Below are 19,358 nucleotides of genomic sequence, written 5' to 3' on the forward strand. Positions count from 1 at the left end.
ACCATACTTCTTGTTCTGCCGCTCCCGTCCGGTGAACCTCACTCTAGACGTTCGCATAGACTATCGTGATGAATCCGCCTATTGGAGGGATGGCTGATGACCACTCGGAAATGGCGTAATCCCTACGCTCCCATACCGAGCAGAAAACTGAGCGACAAGGTGCAGGAGGTGTCGCTCGCCGTCACGCCGCGAAAGACGGTGCCGGAAGTGACCGACCTGCGCTCGTCTGTTTCGCGGATGCGCAGCAACATCAAGGGGATCAGCAGCACGATCCGCCAGGTCGAAGAAACGATGGATACGCTGTACGGCGCGATGCAGCTCTTTGAAAGACTGGGAAAACGCTCGGCGGAGGCGGCGGATACGGAAAAGCCCGCCGGCAAACGGCAGTCTGCGGAGACAAGCAGCCCGGCCAACGAAGCGGCCGAAGGTAACAACGGGGGCGGCAATCTGCTGGGAAACATCGACATCAACCAGCTTCTCAGCCTGCTGCAATCCCCGCTGGTGCAAAGCCTGCTGAACCAGACGGCAAACGGTGCCGCGAAACGAAAAAAAGAGGGATGACATCCCTCTTTTTTTCTTGAATCTGTAGGCCAGCCATGTCCCTGTAGAGCCATGATTGTTCCTAGTCATACTGTATGACGTTTTGCGCAACAGGGAACGGGCATAATCGCCCAAATCGCTTACTTCAGCAATTTGCTGAGCGAGGACAGGTCGCTGAGGTTGATCTCCTGGTTGCGGAACATCTGCACGACCTTGTCTTCCTGCTCTTCGTTCAAGGTATTGCCGTTCAGTGCGGCGAGCGATCGGATTACGTGGCGCAGTTTGGCCTCGTCCTCAAAGTCGTCTCGCGTAAAATTGCTGGCCAGCGTGCGCAGCCTGCCCTCATCCACGTTTCCTCCCGCTTTTGCCAGCAACCGTTCCAATAAACGATACGACACGTTATTGCTCATCCCTTCAGCTCCTCCTTACGGCTTAGGCAATACTGCCACATCAATAACGTATGTACAGGAGCCTAATATGGTGAGCGAACGTCCGTGACTTTACACGCCAAACGGCCCGAGGTATTCCATTTCGCGCGTGCGGCCGCGTCCCATCAGTTCTTCCACGCCCTGACGGGGCGACTTGCCTTCAAATAAAATCCCGTACAGCACCGAGGCGATCGGCATGTCCACCTGATTGCGGCTGGCCAGCGCGTACGCGGCTTTGGTCGTGCGTACGCCTTCCACCACCATGCCCATCTGCTCCAGCACCTCGTCCAGCGGTTTTCCCTGGCCAAGCAGATATCCGGCCCGCCAGTTGCGGCTGTGCTTGCTCGTGCAGGTGACGATCAGGTCGCCCACGCCGGCCAGTCCGGCAAACGTCAGCGGCATGGCGCCCAGTTTGATACCAAGCCGGGTAATTTCCGCCAGGCCGCGGGTGAGCAGCGCTGCTTTGGCGTTGTCGCCAAATCCCAGCCCGTCGGACATCCCCGCTCCCAGCGCGATGATGTTCTTCAGGGCCCCGGCAATCTCCGCTCCGACCAGGTCGGGGTTGGTATAGACGCGGAAATACGCGTTCATGAACAGGTCCTGTGCGCGCAGCATGCGGTCCTCGCAAGCGGAAGCGACGACTACCGTGGTCGGCGACCGGCGCACCACCTCCTCTGCATGGCTCGGTCCTGTCAGCACAACGACTCCTTTGCCGATCGGCTCGGGCACTTCCTCGCCGATCACCTCCGTCATGCGCTTCAAACTCTCCAGTTCAAAGCCTTTGGCGGCGTGAATCAGCAGCACATCCGGACGCAAAAATGGCGCAAGCTCGCGCGTCACCTGTCGCATCGCGTGCGAGGGGACGGCCAACAGCACAACCGGTTTGTCCGACACGACCTCCCGCAGATCGACCGAGGCACGAATCCCGGGTGACAGCATTACGCCCGGCAGGTATTTTTCATTGGTATGACGGGTATTGACCTCGTCGGCCAGTTTCGGATCGCGCACCCAGACGTTTACGCGATGGCCGTTATCCGCCAAGACCGAGGCCAGCGCCGTACCCCAACTGCCGGCGCCGATAACAGCAACATCCTGACTCACATGATTCCCTCCACGTTACCTTACTGCAGATTGCGCTGGGACGGTTCCCCCAGTTTGCGCTCTCTGCCTGCAAGAAGATTTTGGATATTGTTGTAATGGCGGACGTAGGCGAAGACAGCAAGGGCAATGCTGACCCAGACGAACGCCATGTCCTTGGCGAGAAAATACAGACACACCGGCAGCAGTGTCACAAACACGAGCGAACCCAGCGACACATATCGCGTCAGAGCAATGACCACAACGGTGACGATGACCGAGATGAGAAAGGCCAACGGAGAGAAGCCCAGTGCCACACCCAGCGTGGTGGCGATACCCTTCCCCCCGCGAAATCCGTAATAGACAGGCCAGTTATGCCCGACGATGGCAAACAACCCGGACATCGCGTACGCCGTCGGATCGCCGTTTGTCAGCAGGTTCGTGATGCCCATCGCGGCCAGTCCCTTCAGCGCGTCCAGGACCAGCACGACGACGGCCGGTCCTTTTCCCAGAACGCGCAGGGTATTGGTCGCGCCTGCGTTTCCGCTGCCGTGGGCGCGAATGTCAATGCCCGCAATCTTTTTGGCAATAAGATAACTGAAGCTGATCGAGCCGATCAGGTAACTGATCACCCAGGACAAAAACAGCATGTTGTTTCCTCTCCCTATGTTTTTTTGCGCGTCCAAATCCGGATCGGCGTGCCTTCGAAGACAAACGCCTCCCGTATTTTGTTTTCAATGTAACGCTCATAGGAGAAATGCATCAGTTCCGGGTCGTTGACAAACAGAATGAAGGTTGGCGGTTTGACGGCCGCCTGGGTCGCGTAGTTGATTTTCAGCCGCTTGCCCCGGTCCGACGGCGGCGGTGTCATGATCGTCGCGTCCGTGATCAGATCGTTCAGCACCGATGTGGAGACGCGCATCGAATGCGCTTCCGCCACCTGGTTGACTTTCGGCAAAATCGTGTGAATCCGCTGCTTGGTTTTGGCCGAGACAAACAGAATCGGCGCGTAATCCAGATACTTGAACTCTTCCCGGATCAACTCGGTGAAGCGAAGCATCGTCTTGTCGTCCTTTTCGACCGCATCCCATTTGTTGACGACGATAATCACGGCGCGGCCTGCTTCGTGGGCGTACCCGGCGATCTTCTTGTCCTGCTCGATAATGCCTTCTTCCCCATTCAGGACGACCAGCACGACATCCGACTCCTCGATCGCCTTCATCGCCCGCATCACGCTGTATTTTTCCGTCGTTTCATATACTTTGCCCCGTTTGCGCATCCCGGCAGTGTCGATCAAAATGTAGTGCTGCCCGTCGCGCTCAAACGGCGTGTCGATGGCATCCCGCGTCGTGCCGGCCACATCGCTGACGATGACGCGCTCTTCACCAAGGATCGCGTTGGTGAGTGAAGATTTCCCTACGTTGGGCCGCCCAATGATGGCGATGCGGATTACGTCGTCGTCCCGCTCTTCTTCCTCTCCTCCCGGGAAGTGCTTCACCACCTCTTCGAGCACGTCGCCCAAGCCAAGCCCGTGACTGCCGGAAACAGGGAATGGATCGCCCAGTCCCAGCGTGTAAAAGTCGTAAATGTCAGCACGCATGTCCGGATTGTCGATCTTGTTGACGATCAAAACGATCGGCTTCCCGGTGCGGTTCAGCATGCGCGCCAGTTCCTGATCGGCATCGGTTACGCCGGCGCGGCCGTCGGTCACCATCAGGATGACGTCTGCCTCGTCGATGGCCAGTTCCGCCTGGTGGCGCATTTGTGTGAGAATTGCGTCGGTCTCACCAAATTCGATGCCGCCGGTATCGATGACGTGGAAGTAGCGGTTCAGCCATTCCCCCTTCCCGTACAGGCGGTCGCGGGTCACGCCCGGCTTGTCCTCCACGATGGCGATGCGCTCACCGACCAATCGGTTAAAAATCGTGGACTTGCCCACGTTGGGTCTACCCACAATGGCTACCACTGGCAATCCCATAGTTGACAACACTCTCTCTCATATCTGTTTTGACTAGCTAATCATACCACACTCTAGTTGTGACGAACAACGATCAGCGTCTCGTCATCCAACTCGTGCACCATCGCGTCCATCACTTTTTCCAGTGTAAAAGCCGTCTGCTGCATCCGCTCCCGGCTGGGAACGACAAAGACGGGAACGCCCCCGGCGACGTGCTCTTTGTTGGTGGTAACCACTGCTACGATTCTGGCGGACATGCACTACCCTCCTTGTTCGACCGGCTGTACCTCATTCGGCATGCGATAGACGCTCTCCAGAATCGGCACCGCTTCTATGACCGCTTTGGCCCGCTCGCGGCTAGGCACCTGCGGAAGCAAGAACACGCCCAAGCGCCCTGTCTCCAGATCCCGTTTCACCAGCGGTGTGAGTGACGGCTCTCCCTCGTCGGTAAACACCCCCATCTGCGTCGCCACGTCGTGCAAAATCGCCTGCCGCTGACCCGGATGGGCAATGGAGACGGAGGCGTTGTCATCCTTGGGCACCAGAATGAAACCCATGCCCCGTTTTTGAATCAGTTCCTGGGCCTCCTTCAGGCCGACGTTCATGATGTATATGTCGCCTACGTACAGGTTTTTCCCCTCTACCCGCACGTCAGCCGGCTGCACCTCCACGATGCTGCCGAGGGTTTGGCCGGATTTGAGCAGGCGGGAGATGACCAGTGCCGCGATCCCCACCAGGCAGCCTCCCCACCAGTTGAACAGCACGGTGGCAAACGTCGTCAACAGTGAGGTGAAAATGACCAGGTAGTTGCGCCCTTCAAACACCATCGCAATTCCCTCGATGTACGGTCCGCCCCGGGGCACCAGCTCCCGCTTGTCGATCTCCGTCAGCGTCGTCCGCTCCATGTTGCGGACATCGCGAAACTGTTGGGCCGCTAAGGTCAGAAAGGTGACCGCAGTGTAGTCCTGCTTCAGCAGCGACGGCACGGCCAGCGCCCCCAGCGCAGACGCGATCACCCCCAGGGAGATGTGGATGATCTTGCCGTGGGGAAAGGTCGGATACTGCCGGTAATCTGTGCGAAGCAGATACAGCCGGCAGAGAATGCCAAAACTCAGCCCTATCGTGAGCGGAATGATGTACTCATTGGCAAGCAGTTCTCGAAACATCGGCATCACCTGTGCGTATCGGAATGGGACGTTTCTGTCTCCCGGTATCCAAACAGTCGTCTGACGGCTGCCAGTGTCGATCCGGTCAGACTCCAAAGCGAGACAGCGCTCCACAACAGATCTTGCGCATAGCCGCCGCCGATCTCACAGGTTCCCGACAGCTTCCACACATACAGTGCATACAGCACATCGGCACCGGGAAGGGAGACGGCGAGCAAATAGAGGCGGGCCAGTCCGCGGCGAGCGATGGCAAACACGGCCAGCACCGCCGCTGTTGGCAGGAGGACCGCTTCGTCCCACACCTGCAGAACCGGGTCGGTAAAAAAGAGCCAGCGCAACCAGAACAGTGCCAAGCCTGCAGCGGCACCAGCCAGCAAATAGAGGCGTCGTTTCTCTTTGGCCAACCGTCCGTACAACCAACCGCCGCAAAGAAGAGGCAGAATCGCTCCGCTGAGGCTGACCTGCACGGGCAGAAACGTGATCTGCCAGCTGACAAACGAGCATGCGAGAAACGCGGCGAGCACAGCCAGGGTGCCCGCGCGCGACACGCCCCAACGCTTCAGCGGCCGGTCGAAACTGCCCATCCAGACGAGACAGAGAAAACACCACTGGATGAGGATCGCAAGCGTTCCCTCGTTCATGTCCATCTCCTCACGTTGCGGATGTCTTCCAAAGTATGCCTCATCTGGCGATCTTTCATGAGCCAATCAAAACGGTTCCTCGTCCCAGCGGGCATAACGCTCCGGTTTGCAGCCGCGCAGCCGCGCCCGCTCCGCCGTCACGCCCGTGATCAATACCGGCACCCGCTGCAATTCAATCAGCTCCGACACACCCAGCGCCGTCATCGCCACCCGCAGTTGATGATGCCAGGCATCGACAGCGGCAAGGCACGCCTCCAGCGGCACGTTCGTCACCAGGTGCAACAGGGCACCCGCCACGCCCACGGCGGAAGCTCCCAACGCCAGCGCCTTGGCCGCATCCAGCCCGTGCCGAATCCCGCCTGTTGCGATCAGACGGACCCCATCCAGGCGGCAGTTATCCGCTTCCAGCAGGCTCTCCGGCGCAGACAGCCCCCAACTTTCAAACATGGTCAGCGGCGCAGAATGGCGCTGATTTTCCACTTTGGCAAAATTGGTGCCGCCCCTGCCGCCCACGTCGATGATCGAGACACCGGCGGAGGCCAGCTGCTCGATCGTGCGGCGGGACATGCCAAACCCCACTTCCTTGACAATCACCGGCACCCCGAGCGCCTCGCGAATCGCGCGAATCCGTTCCAGATAGCCGGTAAAATCGCGGTCTCCTTCCGGCATCAATAGTTCCTGCATGACGTTGAGATGAATCTGCAGACCGTCGGCGCGAATCATCTCCACCGCACGCTGAGCCTCTTCCACCGTCGCTTCCGCCCCCAGATTGGCAAACACGATGCCGTCCGGATTTTCCCGACGCACCACCGCATAGCTCTCCACCACGGCCGGATCGCGCAGCGCCGCCATTTGCGAGCCTACGGCCATCGCCAGTCCCTTTTCCCGGGCGACGATCGCCAGCAACCGGTTGATCTCGGTGACGGCAGCCGCTCCCCCAGTCATCGCATTGATCAGGAAAGGGGACGAGAGACGAAACGGAGGGATATCCGCTTCCACTTTCGTGTTACCATAAGATATATTCGGTAAACTATTTGGCACAAACGACAGGTCGTCCCAGGCGTTTCTGTGGGCTTCCGCCGTCGCCAATGCGTACTCGATATGCTCCACTTTTCGCTTCGATCGCTCCATGTCCGCCTCCCGTATCACTAGCCCTCCTCGTCCGTCATGGGCAATGCCCACGGCGGAATGGATCTATATAGACCTATAAAAAAGGGATACGCCTGCGCGTATCCCCTCGGTATTTACTTCAATTTTTCTTTCAGATCGCCAAACAGTTCGCCCAGCGTAACGCCCAGCGGCTGGTTGTTTTCCTGCTGGAACTGCTGTTGTTCCCGCTTGCTGGCACGCTCCGCCTGCTCGGCGCGCTCTTCTTCGACGGCGCGAATGCTGAGGCTGACGCGCTGCTCGGAGGGAACGACATCCAGCACTTTCACCTGCACCTCTTGGCCTTCCTTCAGCACTTCACCCGGCGTTGCGACGCGGCGGTTGGCGATTTGCGAGATGTGCACCAGTCCCTCGATGCCCGGAGCGATTTCCACAAAAGCGCCGAAGGAGACGAGGCGTTTTACGGTGCCGGTCACAATATCTCCCCGCTTGAACTGTTCGCCCACCGTTGCCCAGGGACCAGGCTGTGTCTCCTTGATGCTCAGGCTGATTCGCTCGTTTTCCTTGTCAACTTTCAGCACTTTTACCTGCACCTTGTCGCCTTCCTTGACGACGTCGGACGGTTTTTCCACGCGGTGCCAAGCCAGTTCGGACACGTGCACCAGACCGTCTACACCGCCGATGTCGACGAACACGCCGAAATCAGTCATGCGCTGTACGGTTCCCTCCAGCACCTGACCCGGCTGCAGGCGTTCCAGTACGGCTTGTTTTTGCTGTTTTGCTTCTTCTTCCAGCACCGCTTTGTGAGACAGGATCACTTTGTTCTTTTCCTTGTCCATCTCCACCACTTTCAGCCGCAGCGTCTTCCCTTTGTAATCAGAAAAGTCTTCCACGAAGTGGCGTTCCACCATGGAGGCCGGAATGAAGCCACGCACGCCTACGTCTACGACGAGACCGCCTTTCACAACTTCCTTGATTTCGGCTTCAATGATTTCTCCGGATTCCATCTTTTTCTCCAGGTCCGCCCACGCTGCTTCCATGGCGACGGCTTTCTTGGATACGACCAGTTCTTCTTTCTCGTCGTTCAGCTTCAGCACCTTTACGTCAAAGGTGTCGCCAACCGAAACCACGTCGGACACCTTCTCCACGTGCAGCGGAGAGAGCTCGCTGATCGGAATCAGGCCGTCGTATTTGTAGCCTACGTCTACCAAAGCCTGTTTGTCTTCCACTTTGGTGACGGTAGCCTTCACTACATCCCCTACGGAAATGGTTGTTGCATCCGTCAGGCTTACGTTGCTTTCTTCCATCATGAATAAAACCTCCTTAAATACCATCCAGTCCCATGCTGTCTAAAAAGAAGCGGGAGCAGTATATTTTTAACTACCGCCGGTAGGCTAGCAGTTAGTTGACAAGCCAAGAAGTTCCAACAGATTTAGTATTCTACCCTTTGTTATTTCTATACCGACTCACGATGAACGGTGCTGATCGAGCAGTGACTGAATATGAGCCATGATCAGGTCGGTAGTCTCCTTGAGGGTATCGGACCCCGGTTTTGCTGCACGCTGCGCGGACAGGTCGATGGGCGGGCCGTACACGATTTTGATCGGGCGGAACCATTTGTAGTTGCCGATAATCGCCACCGGTATGACCACGGCCTCCGATTTCAGGGCAAACATGGCCGCTCCTGGCATGCCCGGTCCCAGTTTCCCCGTTTTGCTGCGGGTCCCTTCCGGAAAAATTCCAAAGATTTTTCCATCTTCCAGCAGCTTGAGGGCGGTGCGGATGGCAGCGCGGTCGCCAGCCCCCCGCTTGACGGGAAAAGCGCCAAACTTGGTGATGAAGTAGGAGAGGATCGGTATGCGGAACAGCTCCTCTTTTGCCATAAAGTGCACCGGTCGGTCAATTCCCGCACCCAAAAGGGGCGGGTCCCACAGCGAGATGTGATTGGCACAGAGAATAACAGGGCCTTTCTTAGGTATATGTTCAGCGCCGATTACTTGCCAACGAAAGATGATGGAAAATAAGGCGCGGAACAGGCTGTGAAAAAAACGATACGTCCTCACTGTATCGACTCACCCGACCGTTCGCAAATTTTCAAGATTTGCTCCACGACCTGTTCGATCGTCATCCCTGTCGTGTCCACCAGCACAGCGTCCGCCGCCTGGCGCAGGGGAGCCGCTTCCCGCTCCATATCCCGCTTGTCCCGTTCGGCGATCTCCGCTTCCAGCGTAGCCAGATCGGTTTGGAGCCCCTTCGCCAGCAGTTCTTTCAACCGCCGCTCGGCACGTTCCCGGGTAGAAGCAGTCAGGAAAATTTTTACATCGGCATCCGGCAGCACGTGGGTGCCGATGTCCCTCCCGTCCATGACGACGTTGCCGCCTGCTGCCATTTGACGCTGCAGCACCAGCATCTGCTCACGTACGGACGGGTAGCTGGCGACGATGGACGCGTACTGGCTCACTTCGGGCGTGCGGATCTGGTCGGTGATGTCCTGGCCGTTCCAGAATACGCGCTGGCTGTCGCGTTCCCGTTCGAGCCGGATGTCGCTTGACCGCAGCAGTTCGGATACCGCTGCTTCGTCGTCGATCGGAATGCGGTTGTTCAGCACTGCCCACGCCAGCGCCCTGTACATCGAGCCCGTGTCGATATACAAGTACGCCAGCCGTTTTGCCACCTGTTGAGCAACGGTGCTTTTCCCGCCCCGGCCGGACCGTCGATTGCAATGTTCATTTTGTTCTCACCTGCTATGTATGAAAGTCCTGGAAGAAATGTAGAAAAATAGAAACAAGAAAAGCTTCTGTCGAAGCCCCATTCGCGTCGTCGCCACTCTATGTTATCTTTAATAGTACCATAGTATGGAAGCACGCGCAAACCTTTAGGGGCGTCCGGGCACCCCCTCCAGCCAATGGGTCTCCACGAAAAAGGCGCGAACCGGTTCGAACTCGATCAGCAATTCCCCGCACGCCAGCATGATAACGCTGATGACGATCAGCGCCATGATTCCCTTTTCCACGCGCCGCGAGAATCGGCAATAACGCGAGTCGAAGTCGTTGGCCATCGGGGATCATCCTTCTCTCGTTGCCATCAATCGAGTACACCTTTTTTCCGCCAATCAAGCTGCCGTTCGTAACAGGCGCGGACAATTTTCGCCCGGTCCGCTTCGCTGATCTGCACAAACTTTCCGGAGATCCACTGATGCAGACCCTTTTCCTCCGCGGGATTGCAGCGGACGATTTCCACCACGCCATAAGCGTGCTGTACTTGTCCGTTTTTTCCGGGCAGTGCCATCCACACCTGCAGCCGATCTTTTACCTGCAGCTGATAGGATGCTTCGCACGTAAACGAGATGCCGCCCCCGCTCAGATTAATCGTCCGCGTAAGGAAATGATAGCGCCGAACAGGGTCTGTCGTTTTGACGGCAATTTCCACCGCCGTGTTGATGCGCAGGTAACTGCGCCGCTGTGTTCGTTTCACCGCGGTTTTTTCCGGCTTCCTGATCAACAGGACGGGAATGTTTTCGCTTTGCCTGCCGTTGATGACAGTGCGGAACTCATAGCGGGAACCGTCATCGCCTATGTACCACACGTTGCATTCGGTCCCTGCAGGAAAGGGGCCGGTTCTGCCCGTTGCCTCACTGATTGGAAGCTCGATGACGATGTGTTCCTCCGTCAGATCGGCGACCCGGGTCTTGAACGTCTGGCCGTTTCGCTCTTCGGAAGCGTGGACAAGGCTCAGTCGGAGTGTTTGTCCAATTCGTGGCAGCTTCATGTACGGAATGTTCCCCCTTTTCTCCTCACCTGTTTATTATAACCTGTTTTCTTTGGAAACGGCAAATAGGGAAAGCCGGACATCCCCCGTCTTTCCCTATTTCGATGGGGCAGAGGATTTATCCCGCCTCTTCCTCTGCACCGGTGTCCATTTTGATGATGTCTTCCTCATCTCCGGTCAAGGCGTTGATGTAAACCGTGTAGGTGCTGTCCTCATACGTCCCGGTGATTTCCCAGCACAGCACGTCCCGGCCGTCGTCCTTGCTCTCGATCAAGGCCAAACGCTGACTTTTCACATTGACGGCGGGATTCACCCTGGCTCTTGCCTGTTCCTTGGTCACGCGCGGCGCGGGCAGCTTGCGCGGCTTGTGATTGAACAGGTATTCGGCCGCATTGAATGCGATGACGGAGCCGTTGTCCAGCGCCGTTTTGACCGTGACGGCATCGGGGTTGAGGCGCACCCCGTTTTGCTCCGGCACGAAGGTAAAGATGCCGATTCTGTCATAGGTGTCGCTTTCCGACACCACCATGTTGCCGAACCCGTGATCCCGCAAAAACTTGCGCGCGCTTTCCTCCGCTTCGTCCAGACTGATGCGTTCTTCGCCGACTTCCCGTTCGTTCATCATCCACACAACTTTTCCGCTCCGTTTGGTCACATCCAGGTTGATCGGGGCGCCCGCTTTCTTGGAGGTTATCCGGACGCTGTAGGCGGTGTACCCTTCGGCCTTGCCGTTATCGTCCACTTCAACCGTCGCTTCCGCGGGATTCAATCCTGTGAATGCCAGCGCGATCCGCTTCGCCTCTTCCTTGTCAATCGGTTTGCCATCGATACCTTTGATCCGCTTCAGTTTTTTTGTTTCCAGGCTCCGAATGCCGACGCCCCAGTCGATCTCGGGGTTTTTCGACATGTTTTTTTCAATCGTGCGGAACCCGTCAATAATCGTGTTGTCCGATTTTTTGTCGTCCGAGGCCAACGCCGTCTCCACGTCCATCCAGCGCAGTTGTTTGGCAAACACGTTGGCCTGCACGTTGCGCAACTGGTTCTGGATGTTTTTGGAGTGTTTGTGCAGCTCTTTCAGCGTCTGGTACTCCTTTGCTGTCAGCGGCTCCTTGTCCAGATCGCGCACCGCTACCCGGTATGAAAAGTCAGCGACGCGGGACAAAAACTCTTCCGTGTTGTTGAACGGCATCAAGGTCAGCGGCAGTTGACCGACCTCCGACCGGGCCTCGTTGGCAAGCCGCCAGACATTGGTGAGGCAGGGGGTCATCTGCCTGCGCGTGTTGATAACCAGCGATTTACCCAATTCGTCATGCAAGTTGTCGATGTGGTAGTTCAAATCGTGAAAGGCGCGCTGATACTGGTTTTCCGCCTTGATCAAAATGGAGTTTTTTTCGTTGTGCTCCTGATAGCCCCACACCCCGACACCGACAAGCGCAATCAAGGTGACGGGAAAGAGGACGCGCGCAACCGTTCCGTATCCCATTTTTATCCAATCCTCCCTTCACCAATTCCAGCCGCATTGCTGGCGGTCATCACTGTGCCAGTCGAACCGTTTATCCTGGGGCCCGTTGCTTCCTTTGCTGCCGGGGCGCTGTCCGCTTCAGTCCCGCCGGCCTTCCAAGGAAAACCGCCCCTGGCCGCCGTTACAGGCCTTATGGCAGTCAGCTTGGTTCGCACGGTTTACATCCCCCTTGGCACGTAATGAAATCTTTGCATAGTGTTGGTGGAGCGAGAGCGGATTATGCATATGCGTATGGAAAGGGCGAAGCGTGTTACCGACAAAAAAAGAACCGGCGCTTGCCGGTCCCACTGCTTGCGGCAGGGCTTTCCCCCGCCGCCATTCCATATGTTCGCCCCTGGCTGCTGCCGCACGCAGGGGATTCAGGGTTCTTCCTGAATGCTGAAATGCTTGTCGTTGTCGCACAGACACTGCTTGAAGCCGGTGTCCACACCGCCGCCGGGTTCCCTGCGGCCGCGAAGGGTGAAAGTTTCTCCACATACGTTGCAGCGTATCGTCACTTTTGCTCGTTGGCTTTTTGGCACGATGACCCTCCTCCTTACGTCCTAGTGTGGACGGGAGGTAAGCGTTTTAGAACCAAAATCGTGCGCGCGCTGCACTTTTTTCAGCCCCTGCCACCAGAGGACGGCCATGAACGGCACGATGAGCACAAGCCAGTGTTGGGTTGCAAGAAATATGGCGTTGTAGACCGCGTGCAGGCTGATCGGCAACCCCACCGAGATCCACAGGTATCCGGCCTCTTTTCGCGCCGTGCCGGAAAATTTCGCCCGGCCGAGATAATACCCCATCCAGACGGCAAAGAGCGCATGGCTCGACACAGGCAACAACGCACGCCAAAACGCGATATCCAGCCCGTTGATGAGCAGATAGAACAAGTTTTCCAGCGTAGCAAAACCCAGTGAGACCGCCACCGCGTACACAATGCCATCGTACGGCTCATCGAACTCCACATGCTTGTATGCGGTAAAATAAACGACCATCCATTTGAAAAACTCTTCCACCACCGCGGACTGTACCACGTCGGCGACGAATTCGCTCCGCCAGTTCCACTCGGTCTGCATGATGTACTGCAGCACCATCACCGGAAAGACGAGCAAAACGCCAAAAATAAATGTCCGGATGACCATCGAGATGGGCTCCGGCTGAAGATTGTCGCGCAGGTAAAAATAGCTTAGAATGGCAATACCGGGGGCAATCGCCGCTCCGATGACAGCAATCATCTGCGTATTGCTCCTTTACACAAGACTATCACTCATCGTACCATGAATACGTCTTGATTGAAACCCCGCTACAGGAGAGACGGCACATGAAAAAAATTCTGGTGATCAATACAGGCGGTACCATCGCCATGTCTGTCGACGCATCCGAGGGTGTCAAACCGCTGGACGATCAGGCTGTGGTAAAAAATCTGCCCTTTTTGCAGCGGTATGCGGATGTGACGATGGTCAACTTTTTGAATCTGCCAAGCCCCCACATCACTCCTGCCGTAATGAACGACCTGCGTCTCTTTATCCAACAGGAACTGGACCAGCACGGCTACGACGGTGTAGTCGTGACGCACGGCACTGACACGTTGGAAGAAACGGCCTACTTCCTCGACATCACCCTGCCGGTGACGGTGCCCGTCGTGCTGACCGGCGCCATGCGAAGCAGCAACGAATTGGGCGCAGACGGCCCGGTCAACCTGATTTCCTCTGTACGTGTGGCAGCTGATCCGCAAAGCCGCGACAAGGGTGTTCTGGTCGTGTTCAACGACGAAATCCACGCTGCCCGCCACGTGACCAAAACGCATACCAGCAACGTGGCCACGTTCCAGTCGCCGGCGTACGGCCCGATTGGCACCATTTCCAAAAAAAGCGTCAACTACCACCATGCTCCCCTGGTTCGCGAGCACTATGCGATCGAACATGCCAACGCCAACGTGCCGCTGATAAAAGCGGTCGCCGGAATGGACCCAAACTGGCTGGATTTTCTCTTCACGCAGCAGGTGGACGGCCTGGTGGTGGAGGCGTTCGGCCTGGGCAACCTGCCCCCTGCTGTCGTGCCAGTGCTGGGTAAGCTCCTGGACAAGGGAGTGCCAATCGTCCTGGTTTCCCGCTGTTACAATGGCCAGGTACAGGACGTGTACGACTACGAGGGAGGCGGCCGCAAGCTGAAAGAGCTGGGCATCGTCTTTTCCAACGGCCTGAACGGCCAGAAAGCACGCATCAAGCTGATGGTGGTGCTGCAGCAGACCCGCGACTTTGGCGAACTGCAGCGCTTGTTCGAGCAGTAAGTGCTGACTTCTGCAGGCGGTCAGCACTCACACCCTCACTCAAAACAAAAACCTCCTTGGACGAACCAAGGAGGTTTTGTTTTTCGCACTTGCGTTTGACCGATTCTCTTACACCCAACCGCGGAAGCGGGAGGCTTCGGCCATCTTGCGCACGCCCACCATGTAGGCAGCCAGACGCATGTCAACACGGCGCGTTTGAGCCAGCGTGTACACGTTCTCAAACGCTTTCACCATTACTTTTTCCAATTTCTCCTGAACTTCTTCTTCGGTCCAGTAGTAACCCTGGTTGTTTTGAACCCATTCGAAGTAGGAAACGGTTACACCGCCGGCGCTTGCCAGCACGTCAGGTACCAGCAGGATGCCGCGTTCGGTGAGAATTTTGGTCGCTTCGAGCGTGGTCGGGCCGTTGGCTGCCTCCACCACGATTTTCGCCTTGATGTTGTGAGCGTTGGCAGCAGTGATCTGGTTTTCGATCGCCGCCGGAACGAGAATGTCGCAATCCAGCTCAAGCAGTTCTTTATTTGTAATCGTATCGGTAAACAACTTGGTAACCGTGCCGAACGAGTCGCGGCGGTCCAACAGGTAATCGATGTCCAATCCGTTCGGATCGTACAGGGCGCCGTAAGCGTCGGAGATGCCGATTACTTTCGCCCCTGCATCGTGCATGAACTTGGACAGGTAGCTGCCGGCGTTGCCGAAGCCCTGCACGACGACGCGAGCGCCTTTCAGGTCGATGTTACGACGTTTGGCTGCTTCACGGATGCAGATGGTTACACCTTTGGCCGTCGCTGTTTCGCGTCCGTGCGAACCGCCCAGCGCGATCGGCTTGCCCGTAATGAATCCCGGCGAGTCAAACTCGCGGATGCGGCTGTACTCGTCCATCATCCAGGCCATGATTTGAGAGTTGGTGAAGACGTCTGGTGCCGGAATATCTTTCGTCGGTCCCACGATTTGGCTGACCGCACGTACGTAACCGCGGCTGAGACGCTCAAGCTCGCGGAAAGACATTTCACGAGGATCGCAGATAATTCCGCCTTTCCCGCCGCCGTATGGCAGGTCGACGATGCCCGCTTTCAAACTCATCCAAATAGAAAGCGCTTTAACTTCTTCCTCTGTAACATCCGGGTGGAAACGAATGCCCCCCTTGGTCGGTCCAACTGCGTCGTTGTGCTGGGCGCGATAGCCTGTAAACACCTTTACCTCCCCGTTATCCATGCGGACAGGGATGCGTACAGTCAGCACGCGCAGCGGCTCCTTCAGGAGTTCATACATCGATTCCTGGTAACCTAGTTTCTCCAGTGCTTCCTTGATCACCGTCTGGGTAGATTCAAGCAAGTTCGCTTTCTCTTCCTTTTGTTCTTTCCCTCGGGTGTTTTCGGTTACCGTTTCTTGATTACCCATTACATATTCACCTCAAAATAGTTGTCGGTAGACCCACCGTTAAGTATACACGCTTGTATCAGGGATGAGAAGATGAAAATTCCCATTTGTCTCCGAAAAAGAGATTGCAGGTGTTTGTTCTGTCCCGGGCGCGTCCTGAAATCGTTCCGGAACGAGGCGCTTCACACGCAGGGCAGTACTGTTAGCGTGCCCGAAACGATAGAAGATTATATTGCCCCGACGTACACCCGCGCATGTCAAATCGTCCGGGTTGTGCGATAATAAACGGCAGAGCAGCATGTTGCAATACGGAGGGGTTGTAATGGCACCAAAACATATCCTGTTTGTGTTTGCCCATCCAGATGATGAAACGTTCACGTCTGGAGTGACGATTTGCAAGTACGCACAGCAACCGGACACGACCATTTCCCTGGTGTGCGCCACTCGCGGAGAGGCTGGCAAGGCGGGAGATCCGCCGCTGTGCACACAAGCCGAACTGCCGAGCTTCCGGGAGCGGGAACTGCGTGAGGCGGCAACCATCCTGGGCATCGACAACCTGCTTTTCCTCGACTACACTGACAAACGGCTCTCCTCCGTGCCCGAAGACGAATTGATCAGTCGCATCCAGGCCGTCATCGCCTCCTGTCAGCCTCAGGTCGTGGTCACCTTCGCTCCGCATGGCATCTCCGGCCATCCGGACCATCAGGCCATATCCGCAGCGACGACGCAGGCCGTCAAACAGCTTCCTCCCGGCTCTCCGGTGCGCAAGCTGTATCACGTGACGTACGCGGCGGGCGCACCCGCCGGGATGTTTGTGCCTCCCTGCACGGATCCCTACGAAGCGATCACGACGGAAATCCGCGCGCCGGAGTACGCCCTGCAGGTGGCCCGGGCGCTGGCGGCTCACCGGACACAGCACATGTCCGTGGAGCGTGTTTTCCCGGGGGTGCTGGCCGGCCGCCTCGACAACGTCCGCACCGTGAATCAGTTCATGCTCGTCTGGCACAACCTCAAGGGGTACGTGCCCGATCGCGAAGGCAAGGAGAGCGACCTGTTCGCCGGGCTGTAAGAACAGCAAAAGCACCTAGCAACCGCTAGGTGCTGTTTTATTGTACAGGAATGTCCGCCAGACATGTTACTGAAAATGTCTGCAAATCTCCTTGACAGCGTCGTCAGCAACGACAACCTTGCCGTATTCCTCCAGGACGTAAACGGTAGTCGGCGTCGCTTCTCCGTATTCAGAGAGGATCGCAATCAGCTTCTGGTACTGCTCCTGATCCAAATCGAGCTCTCCCAGTACAAGGTAGTATTTGCCCTGGTAAAAATAAGCGGCTCCGCCATTGGTCAACATCGCGTTTATGCGATGAGCTGCTTCAACCAGATGCTCAAAGTCGCGGAAGGAATAGATGACGAGTTCACTCTCTTCCAGAGTGACTTCCAATTCATATACGTCATCGTCCTCGTACTCTTCCTCTTCCTTCTCAAGCATTGAGCCTGTTTTGCCGCGCGTTACGATTACGACCATTCCCTGTGCTGGCAAGGCAAACACTTCAACGGCGACAGGCCCGGACACTTCAAAGCCCAATTCGTGGTAGGCCTGTTCCATCATGTCGTTGAACAGTTCATGTACCTTTGGAATGTCACGCCACATGTCTTCTTTTTCAATTCCTCGCTCCGACAGATCGTCGAACGTTAGGAAGATCCGTATCTTGTCTTGACCAAGGCGTTCAACACGCATGACTGTCCCTCCTCGCCATCCAGTCGTATTACAAAGTATGAACCAGAGCCTGTAAGAGTTCTCCGCATTTCCGGCGGATACCCCTCGGCCATCCACCATTTTCACAATGTCGTGAAAAAAAGGGGACTGGCTCTATCATAACATAGTTGCGCGGAAGAATATAGCGCTCGGGTCCATTCGTGTGTGCTGAAGGGAGGAGCAACCGGGAATCCTGTCGACCGGACACGCAGAACGGTTGATTCTGTAAAGGTCTGTCAGATTCTGCGCTTTCCCGGGAAAGCCGTGGACAGGAACTGCTTCTGCGTGCTTTTCATCAATTCAATGATTTCCGTCTGCAGCGCCCACCTGCGCTGCATCCGAACCAACAGGATCAAGATCGCAGCTCCGCCGAAAATGAGCGTCGGCATGGGCATTTTGAGATACTGAATGTACCCGAGGAAACCTGCGTACACGCACAGCACAGCGTTCAGACAGCCCTCGCCAAACACCCCTCGCCGGATGGCCTCGGCCGCATGGGTGCGGATCATTCCACCCAACAAGACCGACCCCAGCACAAACAAGATGGCCGCCATTACCAGTTCGACCGGCTTGAACAGCAAAAAGGCAACCCAGTCCCCCAGCCGATCAGGGTGAAGCGGCGTGACGGGAAACAGCCGAATCGCACCGTTTCCGCACCACCATGCCAAAAGTCCCAGCAGCAAATCTCTCAGGTAGGTAATCATCTTGCCAATGTCCCTCCGTACTGCCCATGTTCGATCAAACAAAGCATACGGTGGACTGCGGTTGCTTGTGCCTGGTCACCAAATGAATACAAAATGCGATCCGTCCCGTGATATGCTATGTGATGCTTTCCTGCAGGCGCTTGTGAATCCAGATCGCGGCCTGCGCCCCATCTCCCATTGCGATCGCCACCTGCTGGGAATGGGGAATCACGTCGCCCACGGCCCATATATTCCGGTGGTCTGTTTCCTTGGTACGGGGATCGACCAGGACGTGCCCCTTTTCGTTGAAGCGGACGGCAAACGGACGCAGCAAGTCTGTGTTTACACGGGCGCCGGGAAACGCGAGAAAGGCCCGGCTGACTGACAACGTGGCGCCGCCGGACAAGACGATGCCGGTAAGCATTCCGTTTTGGTGTGCAAGCCGTTCTACCCGCTCGTTGATCACGTCGATCGAGAGCGATCGGATTGTTTCGCCTTCCTGCGCTCCGAGCGGCGATCCCGCGTGGTTGATAACCGTCAGGCGGTCGGTGTAATAACGAAGCTGGACGGCCATTTCTGCCGCTTGCGGAGCAGCTCCGATGACCGCTGCCGCCTGACCGACCGTCTCGTACCCGTCACAATCGGGGCAGATGAAGATTGATTTTCCGAGACAGTCGACAAGCCCCGGAATGTCCGGAAACGGGTCGCTGATTCCTGCTGCCAGCACCACTGTACGTCCCTCGAGCCGGTAACCGGAGACGCGGAGACGGGCAAAAAAACGTCCCTCGTGTTCCGAGAGCTCTGACACCTCGTCAGAAAAAAAGCGAACGCCCATACGGAGCGCATGGGTTCGTCCGGCATCGCGCAGCGCCTTTCCGCTGACGCCGTCGGGAAATCCGAGGATGTTGCGGTACGCTTTGGCCACCGTTGACCTGCCATTGTTGGCATCTACCACGGCGACGTTTCGCAGGCATCGGGAAAGCTGAATGGCCGTCTGCAATCCTGCAATTCCCCCGCCAATGATAATCGTGTCAAAGACCATGCCATCGTCACCTGCCCGT

General features: G+C 56.8%; 22 protein-coding genes and 1 pseudogene. 3 read left to right on the forward strand and 20 right to left on the reverse strand.

Going from position 1 to position 19,358, the window contains the following annotated elements:
- The first annotated feature begins 96 nt into the window (after positions 1 to 96).
- The gene (locus Q7F15_RS11035; RefSeq protein WP_171564993.1) at positions 97 to 561 is read left to right on the forward strand and encodes a hypothetical protein; all 465 of its coding nucleotides are present in this window, start codon (positions 97 to 99) and stop codon (positions 559 to 561) included.
- A 119-nt stretch (positions 562 to 680) separates the two neighbouring features.
- Here Q7F15_RS11035 and Q7F15_RS11040 read toward each other — a convergent pair whose 3' ends face one another.
- The 16 genes and pseudogenes from Q7F15_RS11040 to prsW all read right to left on the reverse strand — a co-directional run bounded on the left by Q7F15_RS11040 (position 681) and on the right by prsW (position 13,423).
- Positions 681 to 950: a stage VI sporulation protein F gene (locus Q7F15_RS11040; protein ID WP_171564994.1), complete on the reverse strand. Its 270-nt coding sequence runs from the start codon at positions 948 to 950 to the stop codon at positions 681 to 683.
- Positions 951 to 1,040: 90 nt separating this feature from the next.
- Positions 1,041 to 2,069 (reverse strand): NAD(P)H-dependent glycerol-3-phosphate dehydrogenase, encoded by a 1,029-nt coding sequence (locus Q7F15_RS11045; protein ID WP_304414362.1) that lies wholly within the window; start codon positions 2,067 to 2,069, stop codon positions 1,041 to 1,043.
- A 20-nt stretch (positions 2,070 to 2,089) separates the two neighbouring features.
- On the reverse strand, positions 2,090 to 2,695 hold the full coding sequence (gene plsY, locus Q7F15_RS11050; protein WP_304414363.1) for a glycerol-3-phosphate 1-O-acyltransferase PlsY: 606 nt from the start codon (positions 2,693 to 2,695) through the stop codon (positions 2,090 to 2,092).
- A 14-nt stretch (positions 2,696 to 2,709) separates the two neighbouring features.
- Positions 2,710 to 4,023 (reverse strand): ribosome biogenesis GTPase Der, encoded by a 1,314-nt coding sequence (gene der / locus Q7F15_RS11055; RefSeq protein WP_171564997.1) that lies wholly within the window; start codon positions 4,021 to 4,023, stop codon positions 2,710 to 2,712.
- Between the two features lie 53 nt (positions 4,024 to 4,076).
- Positions 4,077 to 4,259, reverse strand: coding sequence for a capping complex subunit for YIEGIA (locus Q7F15_RS11060; protein ID WP_171564998.1), 183 nt, complete (start codon positions 4,257 to 4,259; stop codon positions 4,077 to 4,079).
- 3 nt (positions 4,260 to 4,262) lie between these two features.
- Positions 4,263 to 5,168, reverse strand: coding sequence for a YIEGIA family protein (locus Q7F15_RS11065; protein ID WP_171564999.1), 906 nt, complete (start codon positions 5,166 to 5,168; stop codon positions 4,263 to 4,265).
- A gap of 5 nt (positions 5,169 to 5,173) precedes the next feature.
- Positions 5,174 to 5,809, reverse strand: coding sequence for a YphA family membrane protein (locus Q7F15_RS11070; RefSeq protein ID WP_171565000.1), 636 nt, complete (start codon positions 5,807 to 5,809; stop codon positions 5,174 to 5,176).
- Between the two features lie 66 nt (positions 5,810 to 5,875).
- A complete protein-coding gene (gene fni / locus Q7F15_RS11075; protein ID WP_304414364.1) occupies positions 5,876 to 6,940 on the reverse strand; it encodes a type 2 isopentenyl-diphosphate Delta-isomerase in 1,065 nt (354 codons plus the stop codon).
- Positions 6,941 to 7,053: 113 nt separating this feature from the next.
- Entirely contained in the window at positions 7,054 to 8,226 is a 1,173-nt protein-coding gene (gene rpsA, locus Q7F15_RS11080; RefSeq protein ID WP_171565002.1) for a 30S ribosomal protein S1, read from the reverse strand.
- A 156-nt stretch (positions 8,227 to 8,382) separates the two neighbouring features.
- A complete protein-coding gene (locus Q7F15_RS11085) occupies positions 8,383 to 8,979 on the reverse strand; it encodes a lysophospholipid acyltransferase family protein (RefSeq protein ID WP_212132023.1) in 597 nt (198 codons plus the stop codon).
- Positions 8,976 to 9,646, reverse strand: a pseudogene (gene cmk / locus Q7F15_RS11090) ((d)CMP kinase). Before cmk ends, Q7F15_RS11085 begins: the two are co-directional and overlap by 4 nt.
- A 145-nt stretch (positions 9,647 to 9,791) precedes the next feature.
- Entirely contained in the window at positions 9,792 to 9,974 is a 183-nt protein-coding gene (locus Q7F15_RS11095) for a hypothetical protein (protein WP_171565005.1), read from the reverse strand.
- Between the two features lie 26 nt (positions 9,975 to 10,000).
- A complete protein-coding gene (locus tag Q7F15_RS11100; protein WP_304414365.1) occupies positions 10,001 to 10,684 on the reverse strand; it encodes a flagellar brake protein in 684 nt (227 codons plus the stop codon).
- 118 nt (positions 10,685 to 10,802) lie between these two features.
- Positions 10,803 to 12,167 carry a germination protein YpeB gene (ypeB, locus tag Q7F15_RS11105; protein ID WP_171565007.1) on the reverse strand — a complete coding sequence of 455 codons (1,365 nt, stop codon included), beginning with the start codon at positions 12,165 to 12,167 and terminating at the stop codon, positions 10,803 to 10,805.
- Positions 12,168 to 12,565: 398 nt separating this feature from the next.
- On the reverse strand, positions 12,566 to 12,727 hold the full coding sequence (locus tag Q7F15_RS11110) for a hypothetical protein (RefSeq protein ID WP_171565008.1): 162 nt from the start codon (positions 12,725 to 12,727) through the stop codon (positions 12,566 to 12,568).
- Between the two features lie 21 nt (positions 12,728 to 12,748).
- Entirely contained in the window at positions 12,749 to 13,423 is a 675-nt protein-coding gene (gene prsW / locus Q7F15_RS11115) for a glutamic-type intramembrane protease PrsW (RefSeq protein WP_171565009.1), read from the reverse strand.
- An 86-nt stretch (positions 13,424 to 13,509) separates the two neighbouring features.
- On the opposite strand from prsW, the gene Q7F15_RS11120 reads away from it, so the two are divergent.
- On the forward strand, positions 13,510 to 14,478 hold the full coding sequence (locus Q7F15_RS11120) for an asparaginase (RefSeq protein WP_171565010.1): 969 nt from the start codon (positions 13,510 to 13,512) through the stop codon (positions 14,476 to 14,478).
- Positions 14,479 to 14,586: 108 nt separating this feature from the next.
- Here Q7F15_RS11120 and Q7F15_RS11125 read toward each other — a convergent pair whose 3' ends face one another.
- Positions 14,587 to 15,879 carry a Glu/Leu/Phe/Val family dehydrogenase gene (locus Q7F15_RS11125; RefSeq protein ID WP_171565011.1) on the reverse strand — a complete coding sequence of 431 codons (1,293 nt, stop codon included), beginning with the start codon at positions 15,877 to 15,879 and terminating at the stop codon, positions 14,587 to 14,589.
- A gap of 301 nt (positions 15,880 to 16,180) precedes the next feature.
- Between Q7F15_RS11125 and Q7F15_RS11130 the strand changes: the two genes are divergently transcribed.
- The gene (locus tag Q7F15_RS11130; RefSeq protein ID WP_304414366.1) at positions 16,181 to 16,927 is read left to right on the forward strand and encodes a PIG-L deacetylase family protein; all 747 of its coding nucleotides are present in this window, start codon (positions 16,181 to 16,183) and stop codon (positions 16,925 to 16,927) included.
- A 66-nt stretch (positions 16,928 to 16,993) separates the two neighbouring features.
- Here the strand turns inward: Q7F15_RS11130 and Q7F15_RS11135 are convergent, their stop codons facing one another.
- The 3 genes from Q7F15_RS11135 to Q7F15_RS11145 form a co-directional block, all read right to left on the reverse strand.
- Positions 16,994 to 17,596, reverse strand: a complete 603-nt coding sequence (locus tag Q7F15_RS11135) for a genetic competence negative regulator (protein WP_171565523.1) — start codon at positions 17,594 to 17,596, stop codon at positions 16,994 to 16,996.
- A gap of 254 nt (positions 17,597 to 17,850) precedes the next feature.
- Positions 17,851 to 18,318, reverse strand: a complete 468-nt coding sequence (locus Q7F15_RS11140; RefSeq protein ID WP_304414367.1) for a hypothetical protein — start codon at positions 18,316 to 18,318, stop codon at positions 17,851 to 17,853.
- Between the two features lie 115 nt (positions 18,319 to 18,433).
- Positions 18,434 to 19,339 carry an NAD(P)/FAD-dependent oxidoreductase gene (locus Q7F15_RS11145; RefSeq protein WP_304414368.1) on the reverse strand — a complete coding sequence of 302 codons (906 nt, stop codon included), beginning with the start codon at positions 19,337 to 19,339 and terminating at the stop codon, positions 18,434 to 18,436.
- Positions 19,340 to 19,358 lie beyond the last annotated feature (19 nt).

The sequence above is a fragment of the Brevibacillus aydinogluensis genome (assembly GCF_961514395.1).
Lineage (GTDB): Bacteria > Bacillota > Bacilli > Brevibacillales > Brevibacillaceae > Brevibacillus > Brevibacillus aydinogluensis.